The sequence below is a fragment of the Luteococcus sp. H101 genome (assembly GCF_038433155.1).
GTDB lineage: Bacteria > Actinomycetota > Actinomycetes > Propionibacteriales > Propionibacteriaceae > Luteococcus.
The window spans coordinates 1-24,605 of the sequence record NZ_JBCDMW010000027.1 but is presented as its reverse complement, the minus strand read 5'-3'; the positions used below and the strand labels follow the sequence as shown (position 1 = coordinate 24,605).

Sequence of the window (24,605 nt, the reverse complement as noted above, 5' to 3'; positions counted from 1 at the left end):
CAGCTGGCCGACGGCGGGGTCAGCTGGCCGATAGAGGGGGCAGCTGACCGACGGCGGGCTCCAGTGCGTCGCCGACGAGACTGGGCGGCCCCGCCTATCATGACCCGGTGACCGTTGACCCCGCGCCCCAGCCCGGTGCCGCCGGCTCCGCCATCGACCGCCCCCTGGTGGTCCGCCTGGTCGGTGACTGGTTCCGCCAGCATCGACGGGACCTGCCGTGGCGCCGATCCACCCCGTGGGGCGTGATGGTGAGCGAGTTCATGTTGCAGCAGACCCCGGTCTCCCGGGTGTTGGGGCCGTGGCAGGAGTGGCTGGAGCGGTGGCCCGAGCCGGATGACCTGGCCGCCGAGCAGCCGGGCGCCGCGGTGGCGGCCTGGGGTCGGCTGGGCTACCCCCGTCGGGCCCAGCGGCTGCACCGGGCGGCGACGGTGATCAGCGAGCAGCACGGTGGCCGGGTGCCCGAATCCTTGGCGGACCTGCAGGCCCTGCCGGGGGTGGGTCGCTACACCGCGGCGGCCATCCACTCCTTTGCCTTTGGCGGCCGGGCGGTGGTGCTGGACACCAACATCCGTCGGCTGTTGTGCCGGGTGGAGCAGGGCCGGGAGTTCCCGCCGGACCAGGCGACGGCGGCGGAGTGGCGACAGGCAGAGCTCTGGCTCCCCGACGAGCCGGCCGAGGCGGCCCAATGGGCGGCGGCGTCGATGGAGCTGGGGGCCCTGGTGTGCACCGCCCGCAGCCCGCGGTGCGACGAGTGCCCGGTGCGCGAGCTGTGCGCCTGGCGCGCCGCCGGATACCCCCGACACGATGGCCCGCCTCGCCGGGCGCAGGCCTGGCACGGCACGGACCGGCAGTGCCGCGGGGTACTGCTGGACCTGGTGCGGCACCAGCCCGACGGTGTGCGGGTGGAGGTGGCCCTGGAGGCCTGGGCGGACCGGGAGCAGGCCGAACGCAGCCTGGCCGGACTGCTCAGCGACGATCTGCTGCGAACGGCCGACGGTCTGCTTCGGCTGTGACCTCTGGCTCCTGCTGGGCACCGGGCGGGAGGTTGGTCGAGGAGTCGAAGCGTCGCCACCCCAGCACCAGCAGGAGACCGGTGGAGAGCAGCAGTTCGGCGCGCTGCACCAGCCCGAGCAGCGCGCCCGGCACGCCGGGTAGCTGCATCGCCAGGGTGAGGCCGGTGGCCACCATCCAGCCCAGGAAGAGCACCGTCAGGACCCGACGCCCCCGCCGCCCGATCCAGCAACCCCGGCGGGGATGCCGGTAGAGCAGCACCAGGAAGGCGCCCCACAGCGCAAAACCCGCCAGCAGGCTGGTGACCCCGTGCGCAAGGTGGGTCCACGGCACCCGCCCGGCGGCCTCTCGCACGGCGCAGGCCTGGTCCCGGGTGGCGACGCAACTCATCGGGAAGCTCGAGTCCAACACGGTGCACAGCCCGAAGATGGTCAGCAGCCGGTACATCCACAGCTCTCCGCGCGGGGTGCTGCCGTCGCGCCGCCTGGCCAACAGCGTCACCAGTCCGGCCACCAGCAGGGACAGGCCGGCCAGGGTGTCGCCCAGCCGGAAGAGCCAGGCGTGGGGCTCACCGTCGGCTCCCAGTTCACTGACATAGGAGGTGACCGGGGACACGTCTGTGGCCAGCAGGAATTCCAGCAGCCACGCAGAGTAGAACAGCCCGCCCAGCATCAGCAGCAGGCCCGTCACACGTCGCGTCCCAACCATGGGATTCAGGGTAGGCAACGACGGGGTCGCTGCGGATCGGCCCACGGGCCCGTCCCGACGGCCATGGCTCCTTCCCCAGGCGGAGCCACCCCCGAGGAATCCTGGGCGCAGGGAAGTCCTGGGCCCAGCACCCGGCGCCATGCAGCCAGCATCCCGGACAGACAGCACCCAGCATCCCAGACAGACAGCGCCCTGCACATGCTGCGGAACCAGGCCCCGGAACGCACTTCCACCGCGGCGGCACCTCCCGCCATCGGCGCCGCTGACGGGTTGATCCGCAACATTCGCAGGGCGCCCCGAGGGACCTGCCGGTCCCCCACTGACCGGGCTGCTAGTTTGGTGGGCGCACACGGGAGTCCGGAGCACCGGGCTGAGAGGAAGGTTTCGCACCTTCGACCGTCGAACCTGATCTGGGTCATGCCAGCGCAGGGAGGCCTCTTGCGGCAGCCGAGGGTCGGCTGTCACCCGTGCCCATCCCATGAGGGGGCACACCAATGGACAACATCACCGAGGACCACACCCGTCCCGTCGAAACCAAGGGCTGGCGGGTGGTGGACATCGTCGTCGCCGCCGTGCTGGGCGTCGCGGTTGGATTGATCTTCTTCGCCTTCAACAACACCATCGCCGCCACTGCCTGGGGCCCGCTGGACGCGGTGCTGCCCGGCCTGGCCGGGCTGATCGCCGGCGTCTGGTTCCTGGGCGGCCCGCTGGGTGGCCTGATCATCCGCAAGCCGGGCGCGGCCCTGCTGGTCGAGTTGCTGGCGGCCACGGTCTCGGTGCTGCCGGGCAACAAGTGGGGCATCACGACGCTCTACTCCGGTCTGGCGCAGGGGATCGGCGCGGAGATCGTGTTCGCGATCTTCGCCTACAAGCGGTGGAAGCTGCCGGTGGCGGCCTTCGCCGGGATCGGTGCGGCCGTCGGCGCCTTCGTCAACGAGTTCATCCTGGGCAACTATGCGAAGAATCTTGCGTACAACGCCACCTACCTGGTCTGCCTGATGGTCTCCGGCGCGGTGCTGGCCGGTGGGCTGGCCTGGCTGCTCACCCGGGCGCTGGCCTCCGCCGGTGCGCTGAACCGCTTCGAGGCGGGCAACCAGGCCCGTCGGGCCGTCTGAGCCGGCGCCGATGCCACTGACCGCCCAAGGCTGGGGCTGGCGGCACGCCGGGCGCCGGGCCTGGGCGGTGCGGGACGTCACCTTCCGGATCGAAGACGGGGAACGGGTGTTGCTGCTCGGCGCCTCCGGGGCCGGCAAGTCCACCCTGATGCATGCCCTGGCCGGAGTGCTGGGCGGCGCCGAGGAGGGTGAGGAGGCCGGCCGACTTCTGGTGGACGGGCGGCACCCCAGCCGGATGCACGGCCACGTCGGGCTCGTGATGCAGGATCCGGAGACCCAGGTGGTGCTGGCCCGGGTGGGTGACGACGTCGCCTTCGGATGCGAGAACCTGGGCGTCCCCCGGCAAGAGATCTGGCCCCGGGTGCGCGACGCGCTGGACGCCGTCGGGCTGGACGTCGGCCTGGACCGGCCCACCACCGCCCTGTCCGGCGGGCAGAAGCAGCGGCTGACCATCGCCGGCGCCCTGGCCATGCGGGCCCGGGTGCTGCTGCTGGACGAGCCCACCGCCAACCTGGATCCCGACGGCGCCCGGGAGGTGCGCGACGTGGTGGCCACCCTGGCCCGGGAGCGCGGGAGCACCCTGGTGGTGGTGGAGCACCGGACCGAGCTGTGGGCGGACCTGGTTGACCGGGTGATCGTGCTGGCTCCCGGCGGCGGGCTGCTGGCCGACGGCCCACCGGCGCGGGTCTTCGACGAGCATCGCGCGGCGCTGCTGGCGGCCGGGGTGTGGGTGCCCGGCACCGCCCTTCCCGGGCGCCGGGACCGGCTGGAGACGCTGGCGGTCACCGCCGGCCCGCGGGCCTCGACAGGCTCTGCCACCACGGCAGGGGCCTCCTCCATCGCAGCAGGGCACCTGCGCACGGACGCAAGCACGGCGGCCGAGCCTGTCGAGCCACCCAGCCACCCGACGAACCTGCTGACCACCGAAGGTTTGAGCATCGGGCACACCCCGGAACACCCGGTGCAGCGCGAGCTCACCGTGACCATCCCGGCCGGACGATCCACCATGATCACCGGGCCCAATGGGGCCGGGAAGTCCACCTTGGCGCTCACGCTGGCTGGCCTGCTCCCCCGGCTCGACGGGCGGGTGGTGGCCCACCAGTCGCTGTGGCCCCCGCCCACCGTCAAATTGGGCCGATGGAGCCGTCGTCGCCGGATTGACCCCAGCGACCCGGCCAGTTGGGCCTCCCGGGACCTGTTGACCCGGGTGGGCACGGTCTTCCAGAGCCCGGAGCACCAGTTCGTCGCCACCACCGTGCGCGATGAACTGGCCGTCGGGCTGAAGGCGCTGTCCGCCGTGGACCCGAGCTGGACCCCGGCCCGGATCGACGAGCGCACCGACGAGCTGCTGGCCATGCTCCACCTGGCTGGGATTGCCGGCGCCAACCCGTTCACGCTGTCCGGCGGGGAGAAGCGTCGGCTCAGCGTCGGCACGGTGCTGGCCACCGCGCCTCGGGTGATCTTCCTGGACGAGCCCACCTTCGGGCAGGACCGCAATACCTGGCTGGACATGGTGGAGCTGGTGGGCCGGATGCTGGCCGAGGGACGCAGCGTGGTCAGCATCACCCATGACCGGGACTTCATCCAGACGCTGGGCGAGCACCACATCCGATTGGAGCCCGCCCCATGAGCCGGCGCGGCAACCGGAACCTGCTGGACCGGGTCAACCCGGCCACCCGGCTGGGGCTGGCGATCATCCTCAGCATCCCGCTGATCATCACCCTTGACTGGGTGAGTGCCAGCGTCGCCCTGGCTCTGGAGGCCCTGGCCCTGGTGCTGTGCGGGGTCTCCCCCGTCCGGATCCTGCGGCGCCTGCTGCCGCTGGTGGTGATCGCCCCACTGGGTGCGGTCAGCATGCTCCTCTACGGCCAGGCCGGGGGCCGCACCTGGTGGCGCTGGGGCCCGGTGCACGTGAGCGACAACTCGATCCTGCTGGCCATCAGCCTATTCATCCGGATCTTTGCCTTGGCCCTGCCAGCCATCATGCTGCTGGCCGAGATCGACGCCACCCGGATGGCCGACGGTCTCTCCCAGGTAATCCGGCTGCCGGCACACTTCGTCCTCGGCAGCCTGGCCGGCTTCCGGATGCTGGCGCTGTTCACCGAGGACTGGCGCACCCTCGGACAGGCGCGGCGCGCCCGTGGCCTGGGCGACGGCGGTCGGCTCCGGCGGTGGGCGCTGATGAGCTTCTCCCTGCTGGTGCTGGCCCTGCGTCGGGGAGGCCGGTTGGCGACGGCGATGGAGGCCAAGGGCTTCGGGGCACCCGTCGAACGCACCTGGGCGCGCGAATCGACGGTGGGCTGGCCGGATCTCATCGCGGTCCTGGCCTGCCTGGGGATCGCCGTCGCCTCCGTGGCGGCGGCCATCCACTGTGGCACCCTGCTGACAGTGCTGTCATGACGGTGCTGCGGCGAGTCCTGATCGACGGCGGCTCCGGCTCCGGCAAGACCAGTTTCGCCCGTCGGCTGCAGGCCCGGTGGTCCCAATGGTCCGCCGAGCCGGTGCAACTGGTGAGCCTCGACGACTGCTATCCGGGCTGGCAAGGCCTGGCCGAGGGCTCCCGGATGTGCGCGACGGACATCCTGCACCCCACCAGCCCCGGCTACCGCCGCTGGGACTGGGAGCGCAGCCAACCGGCCAACTGGGTGGCGCTGGACCCGGCCCTCCCGCTGATCGTGGAGGGGTGCGGCGCCCTGAGCCGGGAGTCGGCGCCGCTGGCCCAACTCACCGTCTGGCTGCAGCTGGACCAAGCGGAACGCAAACGCCGCGCACTGGGCCGCGACGGCGACGGGTATGCCCCGTGGTGGGAGGTCTGGGCCGCCCAGGAGGCCGAGCACTGGCGTCGCAACCAGCCCTGGCGGCTGGCAACGGTGCTCCTGAACGGAAACCCCGGTTGACAGCCAGCCAGTATGACGTCTGTCTGAACTTCCCCTGAAAGTAGGTCACCCGCCCAGATCACCCCGAAAAACATCCTGAGAGATTTCTCACATTCAGCTCTGACTAGGTGCTTTGTCCATCCTCGGGATGATGCGAACAGCCCACTGCCGGGGCCTTTCCGGCACCCTTCCCGACGGTGGGGCAGGTGCGCGGTCGGCGGGGGCCAGCTAACGTTTTCGTTGTAACGAGGCAGTCTGGAACCCCCGAGCCGGCAGCCTCACCCAAAACCGGAGGCACCCGGATCCCCCGAGCCGCTGCCTCCTGAATGACCCCGGAGATCGGAACCCCCGAGCCGTGAACCGGGACATGCAACACCCGCGAACGCATCCCCCGAGGCGAACGCGGGTGTTGCCATGTCTGCACCCAAACGCGAAGCCGGGGACATGAGTGGTCGGCGCTTCCCTACAGTGGGCGCATGCGTGAACTGGACACCGCGAGCGCGATCGAGCGCGCCCGGACCCTCCTCGACGAACGTCCCGGGCGGGTGATCCTGGGTCTGGCCGGCGCGCCCGGCGCCGGGAAGTCCCACCTGGCCACCCGGCTGCACCGGGCCCTGCCCGGCAGCGTCGTGGTGGGGATGGACGGATTCCACCTGGCACACAGCATCCTGACCGCCCGTGGCGATGTTGCCCGCAAGGGAACTCCGGACACCTTTGACGCCCACGGCTACGTGGCGCTGCTGCAGCGCCTGCGGGACCCGCAGGGGGTCACCGTCTGGGCGCCGGAGTTCCGACGGGAGGTGGAGGATGCCATCGCGGGGGCCGTGGAGGTCCCGGCGTCGGCGCGGCTGGTGATCACCGAGGGCAACTACCTGCTGCTGGAGACCGAACCGTGGTGCCGGGTGCGCGGGCTGTGCGACGAGATCTGGTTCGTCGCCCCCGATGAGGAACTGCGGGTGGAACGCCTGGTGGGCCGCCATGTGCAGCACGGCCGGGCACCGGAGGCTGCCCGGGAACGAGCCCTGACAGGCACCGACGGGCGCAATGCCGCGCTGGTGGCCGCCAGCCGGGAACGCGCCGACGCCGTGATCCGCTGAGGCGTCAGACCAGGGCGTACTTGGCCACCATGGCCACCAGCAGCCCCACGGTCACCATCCCCAGCCAGGGCCAGGTCCGGTTGGGCCGGCCCTGCCAGGTGCGCTTGACCGCGGTCATCATCAGCTGGCTGCAGGCCAGCCCCACCAGGAAGCCACCCAGGTGCGCCTGCCAGGCGATCCCGGGAATGGTGAAGGAGATCACCGCATTGAGCAGCAGCACCCCCCACATGGAGCGCGACGAGGCGCCGATGTGCCGGTACATCGGCAGCAGGGCGCCAAACAGCCCGAAGACGGCACCGGAGGCGCCCACCACGCCGGTGTTCCAGCTGGCCGCGCTGGGCTGGGCCAGCAGCAGGAAGCCCACGCCACCACCCAGGGCGCAGATCAGGTAGAGCGCCGCAAACCGTGCCCGGCCCAGCGAGAGCTCCATCCACTGCCCCACGGACCACAGGGCGAACATGTTGAAGGCAATGTGCATGATGCCGTCGTCGGAGTGGGCGAAGGCCGAGGTGAGGTAGCGCCACGGTTCGTACTGTCCCAGGGCGGGGCTGAGCACCACCTGTTGGGTGAAACCGGGCAGGGTCAGCTCCGCCAGCCACACGGCCGCGCACACCGCAATGATGCTCCACGTCACCACCGCGAGCTGGGGGCGTTGACGGCGTGCCGGCGGGGCCACGTCCGACGTCCATTGCTGAGTCACGCAGGCAACACTAGATTCCTCAACCAAGAGCCCGCTGTGGGCCCGTGCCCCGTCCGACGCCCAACAGCCGGGCCTGATTGTTCGGTGGTTGCCTAGACTGTCCGGAAAGCACCGAGGGGACCCGTGAACCAGACCAGCCCAGACCTGACCGTCGCCGACCTGCGACGGCTGGTGCACAGCGCCTACGGCTCCTCACTGTCCCCCGTCGATGACAACTTCGCCCGGGAGCTGCCCACCAGTGGCCCGGCCCGGACCTTCCTGGTGGAGCTGGCCGACGGCCGGCCGGTGGTGTTGCGCGTCGCGCCGCCGCCGGACGCCGTCCTGCTGACCCAGGAGCGGGACCGGCTGGCCGCCGAGGTGGAGGCGCTGCAGGTGATTGCGGAACACACCGGCGTGCCCGTGCCCACCATGCACCACCACGACGACAGCTACCAGCTGGTGGCGGCGGAGTGGTTCTGCCGCGAGTACCTGCCCGGGCGGATCCTCCCGGCCGGCTCCGACCTGACGGATCCGGCCCTGGCCGGGTTGCGAGCGGAGCTGGACCAGGCCGCGCGGGCCCTGCACACCATCACCGGCGAGGGTTTCGGGCACTTCCTGCAACCCACCCTCGGCTCCTGGCAGGACGCCTTCACCGGTTTGGTGGAGGATCTCCTGGCCGACGGGCAGCGGCTGGGCGTCGACCTGGGAATTCCCGTCAACCGGGTGCACGCCGCGGTGCTGGCCGCCGCACCGGCCCTGGACGGCGTGACCGAGCCGGTCTTCTGCCCCTGGGCCCTGGGCATCGACGGGGTGGTGGTGGACTCCCAGAACCGCCTGGTCGGTCTGGTCCAGCCCGACCGGGTGCTGTGGGGTGACCCGCTGATGGAGGTCGACGGTCTGGGCGCGGCCACCACGGAGGGCGCGCAGGAGCCGCTGCGACGGCGGCTCTACCAGCTGTATTCCGCCCTGACGGCGGCGATGACCCCGGCCCGGGGCGCCACGCCGGCCGCCCCGGAGGGCGCCAGCCGGGTGCGGGAGCTGGTGCTGGGTCTGCCCGGCTGAGGCGCCGCGCACCCCCGACGCGCGGCCCAGCCCATCAGCAGGCGGCCCCATAAGCAAGCGGCCTAGCAGGCCGGAGGCCAGCCCAGCCCACCACACCAACCCAAGCCGTCAGGCCATCAGGCGCATCGTCCCGAAGCCGGTACCGGCCAGCACCGCCGCGCCCCACGAGGTGCCCTTGTTCAGGTAGCTGTAGAGCTTGCCCTCGGGGTTGCGGCCAATCATGTCCAGCCGGCCATCGCCATTGAGGTCGCCGGGGACGAACAGCGCGGTCCATCCGCTCCACCCCTGACCAACCTGCCGGGCGTTGGTCAGGTGACCCTGGGCGTCGGTGTAGTAGGCGAACAGCTTGCCGTCCTTGCGCACCGCGATGATGTCGGCTCGGCCATCACCATTCATGGAGCCGGGGCCAATCAGGTGTTGCATCCCGTTCCAGTTGGCCCCGATGGCGGTCATGCTCCCGATCCCGGAGGTGGTCAGGGTGTAGCGCAGCAGTGAGCCGTCGGCCGTCCGCCCCACCAGGTCGGTCTGCTTGTCCCCATTCATGTCCCCCACGACGGTCAGCGCGGTGAGCTTGCCCCAACCCTGGCCCACCTGGGCGCCGGCCGTGAACTGGCCCATCCCCAGGGAGCGGTAGAGCCACATGCTGCCGTCGTTGTGCCGGGCCAGCAGGTCGGTGCGGCCGTCGCGATTGACGTCCCCGGCCAGGCTGATCCAGTTGGTGGACCCCCAGCCATGCCCGATCTTCCAGCCGTGACCCAGCCGGCCGTCGGAACGGCCCTTGTAGACGTACAGGTCCCCCGCGGTGTTCACGGTGTAGACGTCGGCAATCCGGTCACCGGACTGGTCCCCGACCACCCCGGTGGCGGGCGCGGCGGTGGTGAACTCGATCTGCCGGGTCTGGGTCTTGCTGCCGCCGGCCAGGACGCCCATGGTGGCGGTGATCTGGCCGGTGTAGTGGATGCCGGGCTTCAGGCTCGCGGCCGGCACCAGGGCCGCTGCGGCGGGCCCCATGTAGTCCACGGGCAGCGCGCAGCTGGCGACGGTGCTGCCGTCGGCCTGCAGGCTGCCGGAGGCCTGGCTGACATCACCGTAGGTGCCGTAGTCCCAGTCCGCCGTGATCGGGAAGCCGGTCCCGGTGCAGCCGGTCTGGGACAGCCAAGGAGCCTGATGACGCAGCTCGGTGAAGTTGGCACCCTTGGGGTAGGAACGGGGGAAACCGGTGGGCAGGTCACCGGTGAAGGTCATGGCGACGGTTCGCACCTGGCCATACCCACCGAAGCCGATCCGGGTGGCCGTCGGGTCCAGCGCCAGGGAGCTGCGCAGGTACGGGTCGCTCACCAGGGCGTTGACGGTGGCGGTCAGGGTGTTGACCGCAATCGCCTCAGCGTAGGGGGCAATCTCCGCGCCGGACTCGGTGTAACCGGGGCGCGAACTCTCCTCGGTGTAGATGTCATCGTCGGCATTCGCGTTCAGGCTGACGTACTTGGCGTGGTTGTTCAGGGCCGCGGTGACAGCCGTGTCCAGGCTGACGGGCTTGACCCCGTACCGGGCGCGGTGGGCATTGAGCCGCTGCACCGCGGTGGCCGGGCTGATGTCGGTGCTGGCCTGGGCACTGACCAGGCCGGTGTGCAGCACCCCGGGGGTGCCGGTGCGTCGGGTGGGGCTTTCATGCTCGTCCTTCTGGGCCCAGGCACCGGGCACCAGGCAGAAGGTGAGGCCCGCCGCGAGGGTGGCGGTGAGAAGGGATCGGCTGCGGCCGCGCTTGGTCATGTTGCTCCTTTGTCCAGTACCCGAGCAGGGTCAGTCTGCCGCACCCCCACCCGCGCGGGAAGCCCCGGGGCGGCAGAATGCTCGTCGGCCCATCCCGCCGATCGTCGTGCTGAATGAGGCGACGGCCCCGGACAGCGAGTCCGAGGTGGCGGTGCAGCGGGCGGTGGACGCCGCCATGGCGGACCGCACCTCTGTGGTGATCGCCCACACTCAGCCGTCATCGGACGCGGGGGTGGTCCGCCCGTCCACAACAAATGCGGCAGGTCAGTCGTCCAAGCCCGCCGAAGGCCGCTTGGACAACTGACCTGCCGCATTTGTTGTGTTGGGCCGCGCCAGCCCCGACAGGGCTGGGCTGGGCTCTGCTCGGGCAACTCGACGGTGAAAATTTTCGGCACCCGATTTCGATACTGCTGTGCATGAAGAACCAAGAGATCCGCATGCTCCTCGACGAGTCCGGCGGCGTCCTGCGCCGCAGCGACCATCCCCAGCTTCGATACGCCCTCGACTGGCTGCTGCGCAGCGGCCAGCTGACCTCGCCGTTTCCTGGGATCCTCACCGCCCCAGAGACCACCGATTCCTTCAACACGCAGGTGAAAGCCGCCGCCCTTTGGCGTCCGGACGCCGTCCTGATCGGCGATGCGGCCGCCCGCTTGGGCTTCCAGGCGGACAGGAAGGTATCCCAGATCACCATGATGGGCCCCGGAAAGGTCCGCTCCCTTCCCGGTTGTCGAATCATCAGAGGCACAGTGCCGCCCGAGCACCGTATCGACGCCGACCAGTTGCATTTCAGTGCACCGGCGTGGACCGCTGTCTGGCTTTCGGCAACGGATCAAGGCGAGACAATCGATGAGGTGCTGCGCCAGACTCTCGCCACGCCCGCGGACCTCGATTCCGCCCTGGAGACGATGGCGGGCATGAACGGCCAAGCAATCCGCCGGTTCGTGGTGGAGAACTCCCGTTCCGAGCCCTGGTCCCAGGCCGAGCGCCGGTTCCACATGTTCCTGCGCAAGCACGAGATCACCGGCTGGCATGCCAACCGCTGGGTAGAGATCAACGGGATGACCTTCCCCGTGGACGTATTGTTTGACGACATCCCTCTGGCAATCGAGGTGATGTCCTGGTCCTTCCATGGGAACCAGGAGACCTTCCACCGAGACAATGACAAGATCGCTGGGCTGGTGGAGCTGGGCTGGGTCTACCTGCCCGTCACATGGCCGATGCTGGAGGATGAGACAACGCTGTTTCGGCGCCTGAACTCCGCCCTGTTGCACGCTGGCGCGGTCAAGGAGCACGATCCCCGACGTGCCCGACGGGCGCTCAACGCGTTGCGTCGGCACGAGTTTCCCGGGGCATGACCGGAGCACCACAACAAATGCGGCAGGTCATTTGTCCAAGCCCACCAAAGGTCTCTTGGACAAATGACCTGCCGCATTTGTTGTGGTACCGAAGACCCTCCCCCGAATGACACCCACCCAGACGAACAGACCGCGGGGCGGGCACCCGGTCTGGGTGCTCCCCCCCCCCAGACCAAACAGCTCGGGTGGTGACCCTCTGTTTTGGCCCCCCCCCCCGCGGTCATGGCAAGCGGTGCGCTCCGGCGCTCAGGCCTGCGGCTCGCCGCCCTCGGCCTCGCCCGGCTCGGCGGTGTGCGCCTCACCGATGGCCGGCGTGGACAGCTCGGCCGGCGGGCTGTCCGGCAGCTGGGACTTGGCGACGCCGGTGAAGGTGAAGGGCTCCGTGGAACCCTCGCCCGCAGCGTCCACCACGACGATCTGACCGGCCGCGAGCTCGCCGAACAGGATCTTCTCCGCCAGCACGTCCTCGATGTCGCGCTGCAGGGCACGACGCAGCGGACGGGCACCCAGCAGCGGATCGAACCCACGCTTGGCGATCAGGCTCTTGGCGGCCGGGGTCAGCTCGATCCCCATGTCCTTGTCCTTCAGACGCCCCTCCACCTGGGCGACCATCAGGTCGACGATGTTCTCGATGTCGGCCTGGTTGAGCTGGTGGAAGACCACCACCTCGTCGACGCGGTTCAGGAACTCCGGACGGAAGTGCTGCTTCAGCTCGTCGGAGACCTTGGCCTTCATCTTCTCGTAGCTGGAGGCCTCGTCGCCCTGGCGGTTGAAGCCCAGGCTGACCGACTTGGAGATGTCCCGGGAACCTAGGTTGGTGGTCATCACGATCACGGTGTTCTTGAAGTCCACCACCCGGCCCTGGGCGTCGGTCAGGCGACCCTCGTCCAGAATCTGCAGCAGCGAGTTGAAGATGTCCGGGTGGGCCTTCTCGATCTCGTCGAACAGGATCACGCTGAACGGCTTGCGGCGCACCTTCTCGGTGAGCTGGCCGCCCTCCTCGTAGCCGACGTAGCCGGGCGGGGAGCCGAACATCCGCGAGGCGGTGTGCTTCTCCGAGTACTCGCTCATGTCCAGGGTGATCAGGGCATCCTCGTCACCGAACAGGAATTCGGTCAGCGCCTTGGTCAGCTCGGTCTTGCCGACGCCCGAGGGGCCGGCGAAGATGAACGAGCCCGACGGCCGCTTGGGATCCTTCAGCCCAGCGCGGGTGCGACGGATGGAGCGCGAGAGCGCCTTGACCGCGTCATGCTGGCCGATGTAACGCTTGCCCAGCTCCTCCTCCATGTGCAGCAGGCGGCTGGACTCCTCCTCGGTCAGCTTGAAGACGGGGATGCCGGTGGAGCTGGACAGCACCTCGGCAATCTCCTCCTCGCCCACATTCGCGGGTGCCTCGGAGTCACCGGCCTTCCACTCCTCCTCCTTCTGGGCGCGCTCGGCGAGCAGCTTCTTCTCGTCGTCGCGCAGGCTGGCGGCGCGCTCGAAGTCCTGCCCGTCGATCGCGGCCTCCTTCTCCAGCCGGACGGCGGCGATCTTCTCGTCGAACTCCCGCAGGTCCGGCGGGGCGGTCATCCGCTGGATCCGCATCCGGGCACCGGCCTCGTCGATCAGGTCGATGGCCTTGTCCGGCAGGAACCGGTCCTGGACATAACGGTCAGCCAGGTTGGCGGCCGCGGCCAGGGCCTCGTCGGTGATGGTGATCTTGTGGTGCGCCTCGTAGCGGTCCCGCAGGCCCTTGAGGATGTCGATGGTCAGCGCGATCGACGGCTCGGCCACCTGGATCGGCTGGAAACGACGCTCCAGGGCGGCGTCCTTCTCGATGTGCTTGCGGTACTCGTCCAGGGTGGTGGCACCGATGGTCTGCAGCTCACCACGGGCCAGCATCGGCTTCAGGATCGACGCGGCGTCGATCGCGCCCTCAGCGGCACCCGCACCCACCAGGGTGTGGATCTCGTCGATGAACAGCATGATGTCGCCCCGGGTCTTGATCTCCTTGAGCACCTTCTTCAGGCGCTCCTCGAAGTCACCGCGGTAGCGGGAGCCGGCCACCAGGGCACCCAGGTCAAGGGTGTAGATCTGCTTGTCCCGCAGGGTCTCGGGGACGTCGCCGCGGACGATGGCCTGGGCCAGGCCCTCGACGCAGGCGGACTTGCCGACGCCGGGCTCGCCGATCAGCACCGGGTTGTTCTTGGTGCGGCGGCTGAGCACCACCATCACCCGCTCGATCTCCTTCTCCCGGCCGATCACGGGATCCAGCTTGTTCTCCCGGGCGGCCTGGGTCAGGTTGCGGCCGAACTGGTCCAGCACCGTCGCGGAGCTGGGGGCCGGGCCGACGTCGGGGGCACCGGCCGTGGCGGCCTCCTTGCCCTGGCCGCCGGACAGCAGCTGCAGCACCGTGTTGCGCACCCGGTTCAGGTCCGCACCCAGCTTGATCAGCACCTGGGCCGCGACGCCCTCACCCTCACGCACCAGACCGAGCAGGATGTGCTCGGTGCCGATGTAGGAGTGGTTCATCTGCAGGGCCTCCCGCAGGCTCAGCTCCAGCACCTTCTTGGCGCGGGGGGTGAACGGGATGTGGCCCGTCGGCACCGTCTGGCCGTGGCCGATGATCTCCTCCACCTCGGAACGCACCGCCTCCAGCGAGATGCCCATCTGCTCCAGGGCCTTAGCTGCGACGCCCTCACCCTCATGGATGAGGCCCAGCAGGATGTGCTCGGTGCCGATGTAGTTGTGGTTCAGCATCTTGGCTTCGTCCTGGGCAAGCACGACGACGCGCCGCGCCCGGTCGGTAAACCGCTCAAACATTGGACTCCTCACTACGGGCCGGTCTGGCCCCGTCGCGCATCGCACTCGCCGGTCGGTCCGGCAGGCGTTGCAGATGCATCAAGTGTATTAACTCCCACCGACAGGTTTCTGTTCCCGCTGGGCGACGGAACCTGCCCCACCCGATGGGCGGCTCGTCGTCGGGTCGGCAACCTTGGGCGCTGCGTCTCGTCGAGAGGCCGCACGCAGACCACCCGGGTGGACGCCCGCCTGAAAACAGTTCTCGGGGCCCGGCCACGGCCGGACCCCGAGAACCGGGATTCACCAGATTGGGAAAATCAGGCATTCGCCTTCTCGTAGGCTTCGCGAACTTCGGCCGGAACGCGGCCCCGCGAACTCACCTGCATGCCCTGTTCCAGCGCCCAGGCACGAATGTCATTGGCCGCGCCCGCCTTGACCTTCTTTCCGGTGGAACGACGCCCACCCACGCGACGCGCGTTGCCAACCCACAGCGCGAGGTCCTCGCGCAGCTTGGCGGCATTCTCCTCGCTCAGGTCAATCTCATAGGAAACCCCGTCCAGAGCAAAGGAAACGGTCTCGGCGGCGGTGGAACCATCAACATCGTCCTCGAGCACGATGTGTACGCGCTGAGCCATCTGCAAGTCCTTTCGTAGTGCAACTGCTTTGATGGTATCCACAAATTGTCGGGCAGCAAATCCCCCGCGTCGAAATTCAGTCGAACAATTTCGGTGCCGGAGGCTCATATCACGGGCGATACCATCGGTTCGTGATCCAGACCCATCACCTTGCCATCGGCGCCCCCGCGGCGGCCGCCCTGCGCTCCGCCGCCAATACCGGAGGCCGCTCCCGCGTGGTTGATCTGGGGCCGGAACATCCGTCGCGGACGGGCCTGCTGCTGATTGAGCTGGAAAGCCGGGACGACGTCGTCACCGCCGCCCGGATCCAGCCGGGATTCAACCACCGCAGCGCGGAGAAGCTGTTCGAGGCGCGGGACTACCGGCAATTGCTGATGCTGGCCGATCGGCACGACTGGCACTCCCCGTTCACCGGCGAGTTGGGGATGGCGCTGGTCTGCGAGCAGCTGATGGGCCTGGTGCCGCCACCGCGAGCCACCTGGCTGCGCACCCTGCTGGCCGAACAGGCGCGGATCGGCAGCCATCTGGCCCACCTGTCCTTCCTGCCCCACCACACCCAGGAGCAGGGCCTGGCCACCCGGTTGCGCGGCCTGCGGATCACCGCCCGGGAATTGATGCTGGCCATCAGCGGCAACCGGGTACACCCCATGCTCAATCGGCTGGGCGGGCTGGGCAATGACGTCGACGCCCATTGGGTGGCGCGGATTGAGCAGTGGGCACGGGACTGCGCCCAGCTGGCCGCGGACCTGGACCAGCTGGTGGTGGCCGGGGAAATCGGGCTGGGAGTGGGCGTGCTGGACGCCCGGCTCATCGACGGCCATTCACTGTCCGGACCGGTCGCGGCGGCGGCCGGCATTGACCGTACCCTGCGCCGGCGCAATCCCTACCTGGCCTATCCGGAGTTGGCCGACGAGCTGGCCAATCCGGGGCCGCAATTGCCCGTCGACGGCGATGCCGCCGCTCGATTCCGGGTGCTGGCCGCCGAGGTCCAGCAGAGCAGCCGCCTCATTTCACGGTGCGCCGAGACCCTGGCGAATATCGACGGCCCGGTGGACACCAAACTGTCCAAGATCGTCAAATTGCCGGAGGGCGAGGCCTATCTGGCCGTCGATGCACCGTGGGGAATGGCCGGGTTCTGGCTGGTCTCCCGCGCGGAACGCACGCCCTGGCGATTGAAGCTGCGCACCCCGTCGTTGGCAAATGTGCAGGCCCTGGAGACGGTATTGGTCAATTGCCCACTTTCCCAGGTGGACGTGGTGATCGCCTCGATGGGCTGGACCAACGGGGACCTGGACAAGTAGGAGGGCTGGATTCAGGTTCGGGCCTGGCCTGCCACCTCCCGAACCCGACAGGACTGCGAGGAAATACTCAGGCCTGCCGGCGCTGTCCCTCGATCGGGTAGACCAGCGGAATCCGGGACACGTCCAGACTGCGTCGGCTGGCTCCGCGGCGGGGCAGGTTCAGCACCTCGTCGGTGGCGGCGGCCAGCTCCTTTTCCAGGTCACTGATCCGCTTGTTGAGCGAGGAGATCCGGGCCTGCTTGGCCTCGGCGTCGTCCTGGGCCGCGGTCAGCTGCGTCTGCAGGGCCTCCCGCTGCGCCCTGGCTTCGGCAATCAGGGCCTGCTGCGCCTCCTGCCGCTTGCGGAAGCGGGTCAGCGTGGTCATCATCTCGACGTGGTGGGCGTGGGCGGCGTCGCGGGCGAGGTGGCGCACCTGCTTGAGCTCAGCGGTGTGCCGGGCCACCAGATGGTCCAGCTGGCGCCAGCTGTGCCAGACCGAGAGGGCCGCGGTGAGGATCGCGATCCCTAGGCCAATCCGGGTCAGCCAGACCGGACCCAGACTGCAGAGCAGCGCGGCAAGGGTGCCGACTCCAAGGATCAGGAGACTGCGACGGCGTTCGCGCGGAACGAGGGACATCTGACGGGCGGCCATGACGCCAGTTTATGACGACTGACCGGCAATGGCGGCACCGGCGCCCCGTCGCCGGCAGGCGCTGCCGGGCTGCCACCGTGGGCGGCGCCGGTCAGACCGGCCGGGGCTCCTGCTGGTCCTCGTCCGATGGCTCCCCGTCGTGGGGCTCGTCGTCGCCCGGGGGCACCACGCAGGCCCGCTCCAGATCCCGGCCGGCCACGGCGAAGACCGCGCTGGCCAGGATGGTGAGCAGCCCGTGGATCACCCGCTGACGGGGATTGGGGATGTTCCAGTCGCCCAGATAGCTGAGGACATAGACCAGGTGACCGCCGGCCAGCACCGCACCGGTCATCAGCATGGTCTTGCCCAGCACCAGGGCGCGCACGCCGCTGTCGTGGGGCAGGCTGCCCCGCTGCTCGGCCACCTGGCGTCGCAGGATCCGGGCATAGACCCAGGCTGCGGCACCCAGCGCGGCCAGGGAGAGCGGCAGGCTCCACGGGGTGATCGGCACCTCGCGGCCGGTGGCCTGCAGGGTGCCGACGATGAACCAGCCCACCACCATGCCCGCCATCACCGAGATCACGGCCTGGCGTCGGGTGGTCAGGCCCAGGCCCCCCGGCCGACCGCCGGGAAGTTGGGGTGCGTCGGGCTGGCTCACGGCAGCTCGACGACCTCGTCGCTCTTGGTGACGCCGCTGGCGTCCAGACCGGCCACCAGATCGGCGATCCGGCCGTGGCCGGCCAGCTCGGCGTCGGGGTCGATCTCCAGCCACGGCACCAGCACGAAGGCACGCTCGTGGGCGCGCGGGTGCGGCAGGGCCATGTCGTCGTTGGACACCGTGTGCTTGCCGACCATGACCAGGTCGATGTCCATGGTGCGCGGACCACCGACGACGTCGCGCGTGCGGCCCAGACCGGCCTCGATGGCGTGGCAGCGCTCCAGCAGGATGCTGGGCTCGATCACGGTTTCGGCCACCATCACCAGATTCAGGAAGTCGGGCTGCTCCACCACGGCGCCCACCGGCTTGGTGACGTACACGCTGGACACGTCCACCGGAATCAGGTCCGGGGTGTCGGCCAACGCGGTGACGGCACTCTGCAGCAGGTCAGCGCTGTTGCCCTGGTTGGATCCCAGGCTGAAGACCACCTTGGAGATCGGCTTCATGTTGCCGAGGGTGTCGACGTCGGGGACGAAGGGATTGCTCATGACTTGCTCCTCGTGATGCTCACCGAGACATCGGTGAAGGTGAAACCCATGGGGGCCGTGGGCTTGTGCACGCGCACGGTGGCGACGCGCACCTGGGGCTCGGCCAGGCATCGCTGTGCGATCCGGCCGGCCAGGGTCTCGATCAGGTCCACCGGGTCCCCGGTGATGATGTCGACCACGTCCGCCGAGACCACCGAATAGTCCACCGTGTCGGCCAGCCGATCGGTGTCGGTGACCGCATGCAGCCCGAGGTCCAGGTCGACGACGAAGGTCTGGCCATCGCGTCGTTCCTCGGGATACACCCCGTGGAATCCCGTCGCCTGGAGGCCGTGGACGCTGATCCAGTCAAGCTCTTCCATTGCGCCTCCTGTCCGGGCTCGGTGATGACCGGGGTCATCGGGGTGGGTTCTCGAACAGGGCTGACAGTACCCGAGCACACCGGGCAGACCGGAAATCGCCCAAGTCAGGGCCTTCGCCGAGGGACCCTCCCCGTAACTGCCCGGCAAGAACACATGCAATTCAGGTACCCGACGCAACTATTGCGTTGGGCACCCACATTGCATCTGTTGTGGCCATCCGCCCAGCGATCAACCGGGCCGGGACAGGCGGTCAGCTCCGTTGCAGATGCTCGAAGACCCGCACCACGTCGGCATTGCCCCGCACCTCATGGGTGCGGACCGCCCAGATCCCCTGCTGCGCACACAGCGCGGTGATCGCCTGGGTTGCGCTATCCCGCTCGCCCGCCGGGCGCCCGTCGAGCAGCTCCCCCAGGAAGCGTTTGCGGCTCACCCCCACCAGCTGCCGGTAGCCCAGTGCCTCGAAGCGGTCCAGGTGGCGCAGCAGTTCCCAGTTCTGCTCCGCGGTCTTGGAGAACCCGATCCCGCAGTCGCTGATCAACCGTTCGGGGGCGATCCCGCCGGCCAGGCAGGCGTCGAGCCGTTCGACCAGCTCGGCCAGGACCTCGCCGACGACATCGGTGTAGCCGGCATTGGTGTCGCCGGCGCCCAGGAAGCCGCGCCAGTGCATGCAGATGAAGTCCACGTCCAGCCCGGCAACGGTGCGGATCATGGCCTCGTCCGCCAGCCCGCCGGAGACGTCGTTGATGATGGCGGCACCGGCCTCGGCGCTGGCCCGGGCCACCTCGGCCCGCATGGTGTCGACGCTGATCACGGCGCCCTCGGCGGCCAGGGTCCGCACCACCGGCACCACCCGGGCCAGCTCCTCGTCCAGGCTCGGCCGCACCGCACCGGGACGAGTGGACTCCCCGCCGATGTCCAGCAGGTCGGCCCCGTCGGCCAGCAGATCCCGGCCGTGGGCGATCGCCGCGTCCGGGGTGTCCCAGCGCCCGCCGTCGCTGAAGGAATCGGGGGTGACGTTGACGATGCCCATCACCATGGTGCGGGCAGCCAGCGCGGGGACGACGGGGTTCATCGGTGACCTCCCATGATCAGGGCCATTGCCTCGGCCCGGGTTGCCGGTTCGCGCAGGTAGCCGCGCACGGCGCTGGTGACGGTCTTGGCGCCGGGTTTGCGCACCCCGCGCATGGTCATGCACAGGTGCTCGCACTCCACCACCACCATCACGCCGCGGGCGTGCAGGTGTTCAACGATGGCGTCGGCAATCTGCGTGGTCAGCCGCTCCTGCACCTGCGGCCGCTTGGCATAGACGTCCACCAGCCGGGCCAGCTTGCTCAGCCCGGTGACCCGGCCGTCCTTGGCCGGGATGTAGCCCACATGGGCGACGCCGGTGAAGGGCACCAGGTGGTGCTCGCACATGCTCCACAGCTCGATGTCCTTGACCAGCACCATCTCGTCGTGGCTCACGTCGAAGGTGGTGGCCAGCAGGTCCGCGGCGTCCTGACCCATCCCACCGAAGATCTCCGCATAGCTGCGCGCCACCCGCGCCGGGGTCTCCTGCAGCCCCTCCCGCTCCGGGTCCTCGCCAATCGCAAGCAGGATCTCGCGAACGGCCGCGGCAATGCGGTCCTGGTCAATGGCGGGGGGCTCCGACGAGGCGCGTTCAGCAGTCACCCCGCCATGGTAGAGACTCCTCCCGCCCTGACGCCCTGACGCCCGAGAAACGGTCATCCACTCAGCCGTTGACCTCCCTCATGGCTAATCTGTGCCCGATTCCCAGTCGGAGGAGCACCCCACCATGCCGCATCGCCCACCGCGCCCTGAACTGCTGGTCCTGGGCATCGCACTGACCCTCGCGGTTGCCGGCTGCAGCAAGGACCAGCCGTCGGCACAGGCACCCACAGCCTCGTCCAGCCCAACCGCCAGTGACGTCGCCAGCACCAGTCCCAGTGGCGACGGATCGTCCACACCGAGCTCGAAGCCCTACCCGGTTTCCTCGCTGTCGCCCAAGGCGCCCAAGGCCTTGGCCACGCTGCCGTTCACCCTGGCCGAACGCAGCGAGAAGCCCACCGCGACCCTGACCGTTGGCTCGCTGACCACCGGCGAGACCGGCACCCGGCTGACCTTCTGGGTGAACAGCACCGACAAGAATCTGCTGGGCCGCGAGGGCCTGGGCACCGGCAAGCCCGAGGAGTACCCGACCCTGACCGATCCCGCCACCAAGACCATCTACCGGGTGGATACCTGGACGGACAATGGCGTGCCGTGGGGTTGTGTCTGCTCCGGCGCTCCATATGTCACTGCCAGGACGGTCCAGCCGCAGGACGCCTCCTATCCCCCCCTGCCCGACAGCGTGAAGAACGTCCAGATCACCCTGCCCGGCGCCAAGGCGCCCGTCACCGTGGAGGTCACCCGATGAGGATCAGCACCCGCCTGGCCACCGGTGCACTGGCGCTGGGCTGCCTCTTCTCCGGCTGGAGTGGCACACCGCCGGCCGTCGCCGACGATGCCAGCACACCACCGGTGGTGGACAGCGTGTACTCCTCCTCGCGCCACGACGACATGCCGCCGGAGGGGGTGGTGAGTCTGCACGCCGTGCGGCGCACCCCCACCGCCACCATCGTCTACCTCTCGATCGGTTTCGCCACCGAACCCGGGAAGGAGCGCTTCCTGAGCGGCTATCTGGGCGGCCGGCTCTTCTCCACCGGTACCGTCACCGAGCAGGTCAGCAGCGATGCGGCCATCCTGGACCGCAAGAACAAGGTGCTCTACACGCCGCTGGTTGAGGACGGCCATGGCTGCATCGTCTGCACCGACGAGGAGATCGGCATCTGGACGGCCTACTCCCCCAAAGAAACGGCCTTCATCGCCTATGTCGGTCTGCCGCCGCTGCCTGCCGACACCACCACGGTCTCGGTGATGGCCGGCGGCCGACTGTTCAACGACGTCCCGGTGACCGACGGCCTGCTGGAGCCCCAGGTGGCCTACCCGGACACCAGTGACACCGTCAAGCTGGGCCAGGGCTGGCCCACGGTCGCGCTGGACAAGGTGTCCAAGGCCAGCGACCCGAAGAAGTTCTCCATCCATCCGCTGACCCAGACCGTGGAGCAGTCCCGGGTGCGGGAACGCGACCAGACGGACAAGGTGCAGTTCGACCTGTCCACCAAGGTGCTCTTCGACAAGGACAAGGCCGTCGTCAAGCTCGACGGCAAGAAGGCGATCGAGGCCCTGGCGGGCAAGCTCAAGGACCGCTCTGGCACCATCCAGGTCACCGGCTACACGGACAATCTGGGCTCCGAGGAGCACGGGCTGGAGCTGAGCAAGCAGCGGGCCGATGCTGTGGCGGCCATCCTCAAGCCGCTGCTGCCGTCGGGCGTCCAGCTCAAGACCGCTGGTCTGGGTGAAGCCGACCCCATTGCCAGCAACGAAACCGAGGCGGGCCGGGAGCAGAACCGACGCGTGACCGTCACCGTCAAGAGCTGATCGGCCGAGAAGCCAGCGACGGGCCCCAGCGTGATGCTGGGGCCCGTCGCTGTTGGGTCAGGTCAGTCGTCGACGCTGCCGCGCCGGGGGCGATCCCACGGGCTGGCACCGGAACCACCCTCGGTGGGCGGCTGCGGGTCCTGTCCGGGCAGGCCGGGCGTGACATCCGGGCCGGCCTGCGGCGGCTGGCCGGGCCAGGAGTCCGGCTTGGCGCTCCACGGGTCATTGGCCGGGGGCTGCGGGGCCGGGCCAGCGGGACTGTTCCAGGGGTCGTTGGCCGGCGGCATCGGATTCCCGACGCCGGGCGGGGCCCAGTCCTCCGGGGCCTGCCAGCCCTTGCCCGGGGCTTCCACGGGGCCGGTGTTGCCGGGCGGCAGCTCGGCGCCACCGGCCGGATGCTCGTCGGACTCCGGCTGCTGGCGACGCGGGGGAACCGGCACCGGCGGCTGGTCCGAGGGAACCCGCTTGTCGGAGCCAGTCCAGGCGCCCCGGTCCGGCCAGCGCTTCAGCGGCTCGAAGATGGCGGCAATCTGGGCCTTGTCCAGGGTCTCGTGCTCCAGCAGCTGGCGCACCAGCTCGTCGAGAACCGCCCGGTTCTCCTTGAGGCAGTCGAAGGCCTCCTGATGGGCCGTCATCAGCAGCTTGCTGACCTCCTCGTCCACCACCGCGGCGGTGATGTCGGAGTAGCCGCGGCTGGGCTGGGACCCGCTCATCCCCAAGAAGGGTTCGCTGTCACCGCCACCCAGCTGGATGGCGCCCAGCCGTTCGGTCATGCCGTACTGGGTGACCATGGCGCGGGCCACCTTGGTGGCCTTCTCGATGTCATTGCTGGCACCGGTGGTGGGGTCGTGGAAGATCAGCTCCTCCGCGGCCCGGCCGCCCATCATGTAGGCCATCTGGTCCAGCAGCTGACCCCGCGTCGAGGAGTACTTGTCCTGGTCCGGCATCACCATGGTGTAGCCCAGGGCGCGGCCGCGGGGCAGGATGGTGACCTTCTGCACCGGGTCATTGTTCGGCATCGCGGCCGCCACCAGCGCGTGCCCACCCTCGTGGTAGGCGGTGACCAGCAGCTCGTGGTCATCCATCAGGCGGGTCTTCTTCTGCGGCCCGGCGATCACCCGGTCAATCGCCTCCCCCAGCTCCGCATTGCCGATCACCGGCAGGTTCAGCCTGGCGGTCAACAGGGCCGCCTCGTTCAGCACATTGGCCAGGTCCGCACCGGTGAAGCCCGGGGTGCGACGGGCGATGGACTCCAGGTCCACGTCGGCCGCCATCGGCTTGCCCTCGGCGTGCACCCGCAGGATCTGGGCACGGCCCTTCAGGTCGGGGGCCTCGACGGCGATCTGCCGGTCGAAGCGGCCGGGGCGCAGCAGCGCCGGGTCCAGCACGTCGGGCCGGTTGGTGGCCGCAATCAGGATCACATTGGTGGTGGCGTCGAAGCCGTCCATCTCCACCAGCAGCTGGTTGAGGGTCTGCTCCCGCTCGTCGTGACCGCCGCCCATGCCCGCACCACGGTGCCGTCCCACGGCGTCGATCTCGTCGATGAAGATGATGGCCGGGCTGGCCTCCTTGGCCTGGTCGAACAGGTCCCGCACCCGGCTGGCGCCGACGCCGACGAACATCTCGACGAAGTCCGAGCCGGAGATGGAGAAGAAGGGCACGCCGGCCTCACCCGCGACGGCGCGGGCCAGCAGCGTCTTGCCGGTGCCGGGCGGGCCGTAGAGCAGGACACCCTTGGGGATCTTGGCGCCGACCCGCTGGAACTTGGTGGGTTCGGCCAGGAACTCCTTGATCTCCTGCAGCTCCTCGATGGCCTCCTGGCAACCGGCGACGTCGGCGAACGTGGTCTTGGGGGTGTCCTTGGTGGCCACCTTGGCCTTGGACTTGCCGAAGCCCATGACGCCGCGGGCGCCGCCACCACCCTGCACCATGTTCATCAGGAAGAAGAACAGGCCGAACATCAGCAGGAAGGGCAGGCCGGTGTAGAGCAGGCCGGACCAGATGCTGGGGGGCGGGTTCTCGCCCTTCCACTCGTCGAGCGTCTTGGCCGCGGTGCGCTGGTTCAGCAGCTGCACGATGTCGTCGCCCTGGCTACCGGTCCAGGTGGACAGGTAGACCTTCTTGGCGTCCTTCATGGTGATCTTCAGCGACTGGTCGCCGTCGTCCATCACCACGGACTGGATCGGCTCGGAGCCCTGCAGCACCTGCAGCGCCCGGCTGGTGGGCACCTTCTCACTGTTCGACGCGGAATTGGCCAGCTGGACCGCACCGAAGACGAAGAGAATGGCCAGCAGCACCCACAACAGGGGGTTGCGCGTGGCCTTCTGGAACTTGTTCATTGACGACCTGACGTTGGACGACGGAGCATCCTGCACCCTACCAGCGGGGAGAAATACCCAGTGGGGCGGTTCCTGGAGCTGGTACGTGTGGGTATTGGGTACACGTCCAAGATGTGCGCGGATCGGGACCGGTGGTTGGCGAATCGCGGTTGGCGACTGGCGGTTAGCGGCTCGCGGCTGGCTACTGGCGGTTGGGTACGCGCCCGGGGCGGGCGGGG

23 protein-coding genes are annotated in these 24,605 nt (G+C 69.3%); 11 read left to right on the top strand and 12 right to left on the bottom strand.

Features of this window, described 5'->3' with window-relative positions; genetic code table 11:
• Positions 1-152: 152 nt before the first annotated feature.
• Entirely contained in the window at positions 153-1,013 is an 861-nt protein-coding gene (locus AAEX60_RS11530) for an A/G-specific adenine glycosylase (protein ID WP_342103683.1), read from the top strand.
• On the opposite strand, the gene AAEX60_RS11525 is transcribed toward AAEX60_RS11530, so the two are convergent.
• Complete coding sequence (locus AAEX60_RS11525) at positions 967-1,719, bottom strand: DUF998 domain-containing protein (protein ID WP_342103629.1); 753 nt, start codon at positions 1,717-1,719, stop codon at positions 967-969. The genes AAEX60_RS11530 and AAEX60_RS11525 overlap by 47 nt on opposite strands.
• A 494-nt stretch (positions 1,720-2,213) precedes the next feature.
• On the opposite strand from AAEX60_RS11525, the gene AAEX60_RS11520 reads away from it, so the two are divergent.
• The 5 genes from AAEX60_RS11520 to AAEX60_RS11500 all read left to right on the top strand — a co-directional run bounded on the left by AAEX60_RS11520 (position 2,214) and on the right by AAEX60_RS11500 (position 6,807).
• On the top strand, positions 2,214-2,834 hold the full coding sequence (locus AAEX60_RS11520) for an ECF transporter S component (protein WP_342103627.1): 621 nt from the start codon (positions 2,214-2,216) through the stop codon (positions 2,832-2,834).
• A 10-nt stretch (positions 2,835-2,844) separates the two neighbouring features.
• Positions 2,845-4,464 carry an ABC transporter ATP-binding protein gene (locus tag AAEX60_RS11515; RefSeq protein ID WP_342103625.1) on the top strand — a complete coding sequence of 540 codons (1,620 nt, stop codon included), beginning with the start codon at positions 2,845-2,847 and terminating at the stop codon, positions 4,462-4,464.
• Entirely contained in the window at positions 4,461-5,234 is a 774-nt protein-coding gene (locus AAEX60_RS11510; protein WP_342103623.1) for an energy-coupling factor transporter transmembrane component T family protein, read from the top strand. The genes AAEX60_RS11515 and AAEX60_RS11510 overlap by 4 nt, the downstream gene beginning before the upstream one ends.
• Positions 5,231-5,731: a cobalt ABC transporter gene (locus tag AAEX60_RS11505; protein ID WP_342103621.1), complete on the top strand. Its 501-nt coding sequence runs from the start codon at positions 5,231-5,233 to the stop codon at positions 5,729-5,731. Before AAEX60_RS11510 ends, AAEX60_RS11505 begins: the two co-directional genes overlap by 4 nt.
• Before the next feature lie 455 nt (positions 5,732-6,186).
• Positions 6,187-6,807 carry a nucleoside/nucleotide kinase family protein gene (locus AAEX60_RS11500; protein WP_342103619.1) on the top strand — a complete coding sequence of 207 codons (621 nt, stop codon included), beginning with the start codon at positions 6,187-6,189 and terminating at the stop codon, positions 6,805-6,807.
• A 4-nt stretch (positions 6,808-6,811) separates the two neighbouring features.
• On the opposite strand, the gene AAEX60_RS11495 is transcribed toward AAEX60_RS11500, so the two are convergent.
• Complete coding sequence (locus AAEX60_RS11495; protein ID WP_342103617.1) at positions 6,812-7,507, bottom strand: rhomboid family intramembrane serine protease; 696 nt, start codon at positions 7,505-7,507, stop codon at positions 6,812-6,814.
• Positions 7,508-7,630: 123 nt separating this feature from the next.
• Here AAEX60_RS11495 and AAEX60_RS11490 point away from each other — a divergent pair, with 123 nt between their 5' ends.
• Positions 7,631-8,548, top strand: a complete 918-nt coding sequence (locus AAEX60_RS11490) for a phosphotransferase family protein (protein ID WP_342103615.1) — start codon at positions 7,631-7,633, stop codon at positions 8,546-8,548.
• Positions 8,549-8,656: 108 nt separating this feature from the next.
• Here the strand turns inward: AAEX60_RS11490 and AAEX60_RS11485 are convergent, their stop codons facing one another.
• Entirely contained in the window at positions 8,657-10,318 is a 1,662-nt protein-coding gene (locus AAEX60_RS11485) for an FG-GAP-like repeat-containing protein (protein ID WP_342103613.1), read from the bottom strand.
• Positions 10,319-10,734: 416 nt separating this feature from the next.
• Between AAEX60_RS11485 and AAEX60_RS11480 the strand changes: the two genes are divergently transcribed.
• The gene (locus AAEX60_RS11480; protein ID WP_342103611.1) at positions 10,735-11,673 is read left to right on the top strand and encodes a hypothetical protein; all 939 of its coding nucleotides are present in this window, start codon (positions 10,735-10,737) and stop codon (positions 11,671-11,673) included.
• Between the two features lie 246 nt (positions 11,674-11,919).
• Here the strand turns inward: AAEX60_RS11480 and AAEX60_RS11475 are convergent, their stop codons facing one another.
• Positions 11,920-14,478, bottom strand: coding sequence for an ATP-dependent Clp protease ATP-binding subunit (locus AAEX60_RS11475; protein WP_342103610.1), 2,559 nt, complete (start codon positions 14,476-14,478; stop codon positions 11,920-11,922).
• A gap of 296 nt (positions 14,479-14,774) precedes the next feature.
• On the bottom strand, positions 14,775-15,092 hold the full coding sequence (locus AAEX60_RS11470; RefSeq protein WP_342103609.1) for a histone-like nucleoid-structuring protein Lsr2: 318 nt from the start codon (positions 15,090-15,092) through the stop codon (positions 14,775-14,777).
• A 131-nt stretch (positions 15,093-15,223) separates the two neighbouring features.
• Between AAEX60_RS11470 and AAEX60_RS11465 the strand changes: the two genes are divergently transcribed.
• The gene (locus AAEX60_RS11465; protein WP_342103607.1) at positions 15,224-16,393 is read left to right on the top strand and encodes an NADH-quinone oxidoreductase subunit D-related protein; all 1,170 of its coding nucleotides are present in this window, start codon (positions 15,224-15,226) and stop codon (positions 16,391-16,393) included.
• Positions 16,394-16,460: 67 nt separating this feature from the next.
• On the opposite strand, the gene AAEX60_RS11460 is transcribed toward AAEX60_RS11465, so the two are convergent.
• From AAEX60_RS11460 to folE, 6 genes are all read right to left on the bottom strand, one after another.
• Positions 16,461-17,024 (bottom strand): hypothetical protein, encoded by a 564-nt coding sequence (locus AAEX60_RS11460; RefSeq protein WP_342103605.1) that lies wholly within the window; start codon positions 17,022-17,024, stop codon positions 16,461-16,463.
• Between the two features lie 91 nt (positions 17,025-17,115).
• On the bottom strand, positions 17,116-17,661 hold the full coding sequence (locus AAEX60_RS11455) for a DUF3180 domain-containing protein (protein WP_342103602.1): 546 nt from the start codon (positions 17,659-17,661) through the stop codon (positions 17,116-17,118).
• Entirely contained in the window at positions 17,658-18,209 is a 552-nt protein-coding gene (gene folK, locus AAEX60_RS11450) for a 2-amino-4-hydroxy-6-hydroxymethyldihydropteridine diphosphokinase (protein ID WP_342103600.1), read from the bottom strand. Before folK ends, AAEX60_RS11455 begins: the two co-directional genes overlap by 4 nt.
• Positions 18,206-18,568: a dihydroneopterin aldolase gene (gene folB / locus AAEX60_RS11445; protein ID WP_342103599.1), complete on the bottom strand. Its 363-nt coding sequence runs from the start codon at positions 18,566-18,568 to the stop codon at positions 18,206-18,208. Before folB ends, folK begins: the two co-directional genes overlap by 4 nt.
• A gap of 250 nt (positions 18,569-18,818) precedes the next feature.
• Positions 18,819-19,640 (bottom strand): dihydropteroate synthase, encoded by an 822-nt coding sequence (folP, locus tag AAEX60_RS11440; RefSeq protein ID WP_342103598.1) that lies wholly within the window; start codon positions 19,638-19,640, stop codon positions 18,819-18,821.
• Positions 19,637-20,203 carry a GTP cyclohydrolase I FolE gene (gene folE / locus AAEX60_RS11435; protein WP_446721318.1) on the bottom strand — a complete coding sequence of 189 codons (567 nt, stop codon included), beginning with the start codon at positions 20,201-20,203 and terminating at the stop codon, positions 19,637-19,639. The genes folP and folE overlap by 4 nt, the downstream gene beginning before the upstream one ends.
• Before the next feature lie 127 nt (positions 20,204-20,330).
• On the opposite strand from folE, the gene AAEX60_RS11430 reads away from it, so the two are divergent.
• Together AAEX60_RS11430 and AAEX60_RS11425 are read left to right on the top strand one after the other, a co-directional pair.
• Positions 20,331-20,984 (top strand): hypothetical protein, encoded by a 654-nt coding sequence (locus tag AAEX60_RS11430; protein ID WP_342103596.1) that lies wholly within the window; start codon positions 20,331-20,333, stop codon positions 20,982-20,984.
• Positions 20,981-22,048 (top strand): OmpA family protein, encoded by a 1,068-nt coding sequence (locus tag AAEX60_RS11425; RefSeq protein WP_342103595.1) that lies wholly within the window; start codon positions 20,981-20,983, stop codon positions 22,046-22,048. The genes AAEX60_RS11430 and AAEX60_RS11425 overlap by 4 nt, the downstream gene beginning before the upstream one ends.
• A gap of 62 nt (positions 22,049-22,110) precedes the next feature.
• Here the strand turns inward: AAEX60_RS11425 and ftsH are convergent, their stop codons facing one another.
• Positions 22,111-24,387, bottom strand: coding sequence for an ATP-dependent zinc metalloprotease FtsH (gene ftsH / locus AAEX60_RS11420; protein ID WP_342103593.1), 2,277 nt, complete (start codon positions 24,385-24,387; stop codon positions 22,111-22,113).
• Positions 24,388-24,605: the final 218 nt, after the last annotated feature.

What these genes read in the sequence shown, in the direction of transcription:
- AAEX60_RS11525 (WP_342103629.1), bottom strand. Translation starts at nt 1,719, where the DNA reads ATGGTTGGGACGCGACGTGTGACGGGCCTGCTGCTGATGCTGGGCGGG.
- AAEX60_RS11520 (WP_342103627.1), top strand. Translation starts at nt 2,214, where the DNA reads ATGGACAACATCACCGAGGACCACACCCGTCCCGTCGAAACCAAGGGC.
- AAEX60_RS11515 (WP_342103625.1), top strand. Translation starts at nt 2,845, where the DNA reads ATGCCACTGACCGCCCAAGGCTGGGGCTGGCGGCACGCCGGGCGCCGG.
- AAEX60_RS11510 (WP_342103623.1), top strand. Translation starts at nt 4,461, where the DNA reads ATGAGCCGGCGCGGCAACCGGAACCTGCTGGACCGGGTCAACCCGGCC.
- AAEX60_RS11505 (WP_342103621.1), top strand. Translation starts at nt 5,231, where the DNA reads ATGACGGTGCTGCGGCGAGTCCTGATCGACGGCGGCTCCGGCTCCGGC.
- AAEX60_RS11500 (WP_342103619.1), top strand. Translation starts at nt 6,187, where the DNA reads ATGCGTGAACTGGACACCGCGAGCGCGATCGAGCGCGCCCGGACCCTC.
- AAEX60_RS11485 (WP_342103613.1), bottom strand. Translation starts at nt 10,318, where the DNA reads ATGACCAAGCGCGGCCGCAGCCGATCCCTTCTCACCGCCACCCTCGCG.
- AAEX60_RS11480 (WP_342103611.1), top strand. Translation starts at nt 10,735, where the DNA reads ATGAAGAACCAAGAGATCCGCATGCTCCTCGACGAGTCCGGCGGCGTC.
- AAEX60_RS11475 (WP_342103610.1), bottom strand. Translation starts at nt 14,478, where the DNA reads ATGTTTGAGCGGTTTACCGACCGGGCGCGGCGCGTCGTCGTGCTTGCC.
- AAEX60_RS11470 (WP_342103609.1), bottom strand. Translation starts at nt 15,092, where the DNA reads ATGGCTCAGCGCGTACACATCGTGCTCGAGGACGATGTTGATGGTTCC.
- AAEX60_RS11460 (WP_342103605.1), bottom strand. Translation starts at nt 17,024, where the DNA reads ATGGCCGCCCGTCAGATGTCCCTCGTTCCGCGCGAACGCCGTCGCAGT.
- folK (WP_342103600.1), bottom strand. Translation starts at nt 18,209, where the DNA reads ATGAGCAATCCCTTCGTCCCCGACGTCGACACCCTCGGCAACATGAAG.
- folB (WP_342103599.1), bottom strand. Translation starts at nt 18,568, where the DNA reads ATGGAAGAGCTTGACTGGATCAGCGTCCACGGCCTCCAGGCGACGGGA.
- folP (WP_342103598.1), bottom strand. Translation starts at nt 19,640, where the DNA reads ATGAACCCCGTCGTCCCCGCGCTGGCTGCCCGCACCATGGTGATGGGC.
- AAEX60_RS11425 (WP_342103595.1), top strand. Translation starts at nt 20,981, where the DNA reads ATGAGGATCAGCACCCGCCTGGCCACCGGTGCACTGGCGCTGGGCTGC.
- ftsH (WP_342103593.1), bottom strand. Translation starts at nt 24,387, where the DNA reads ATGAACAAGTTCCAGAAGGCCACGCGCAACCCCCTGTTGTGGGTGCTG.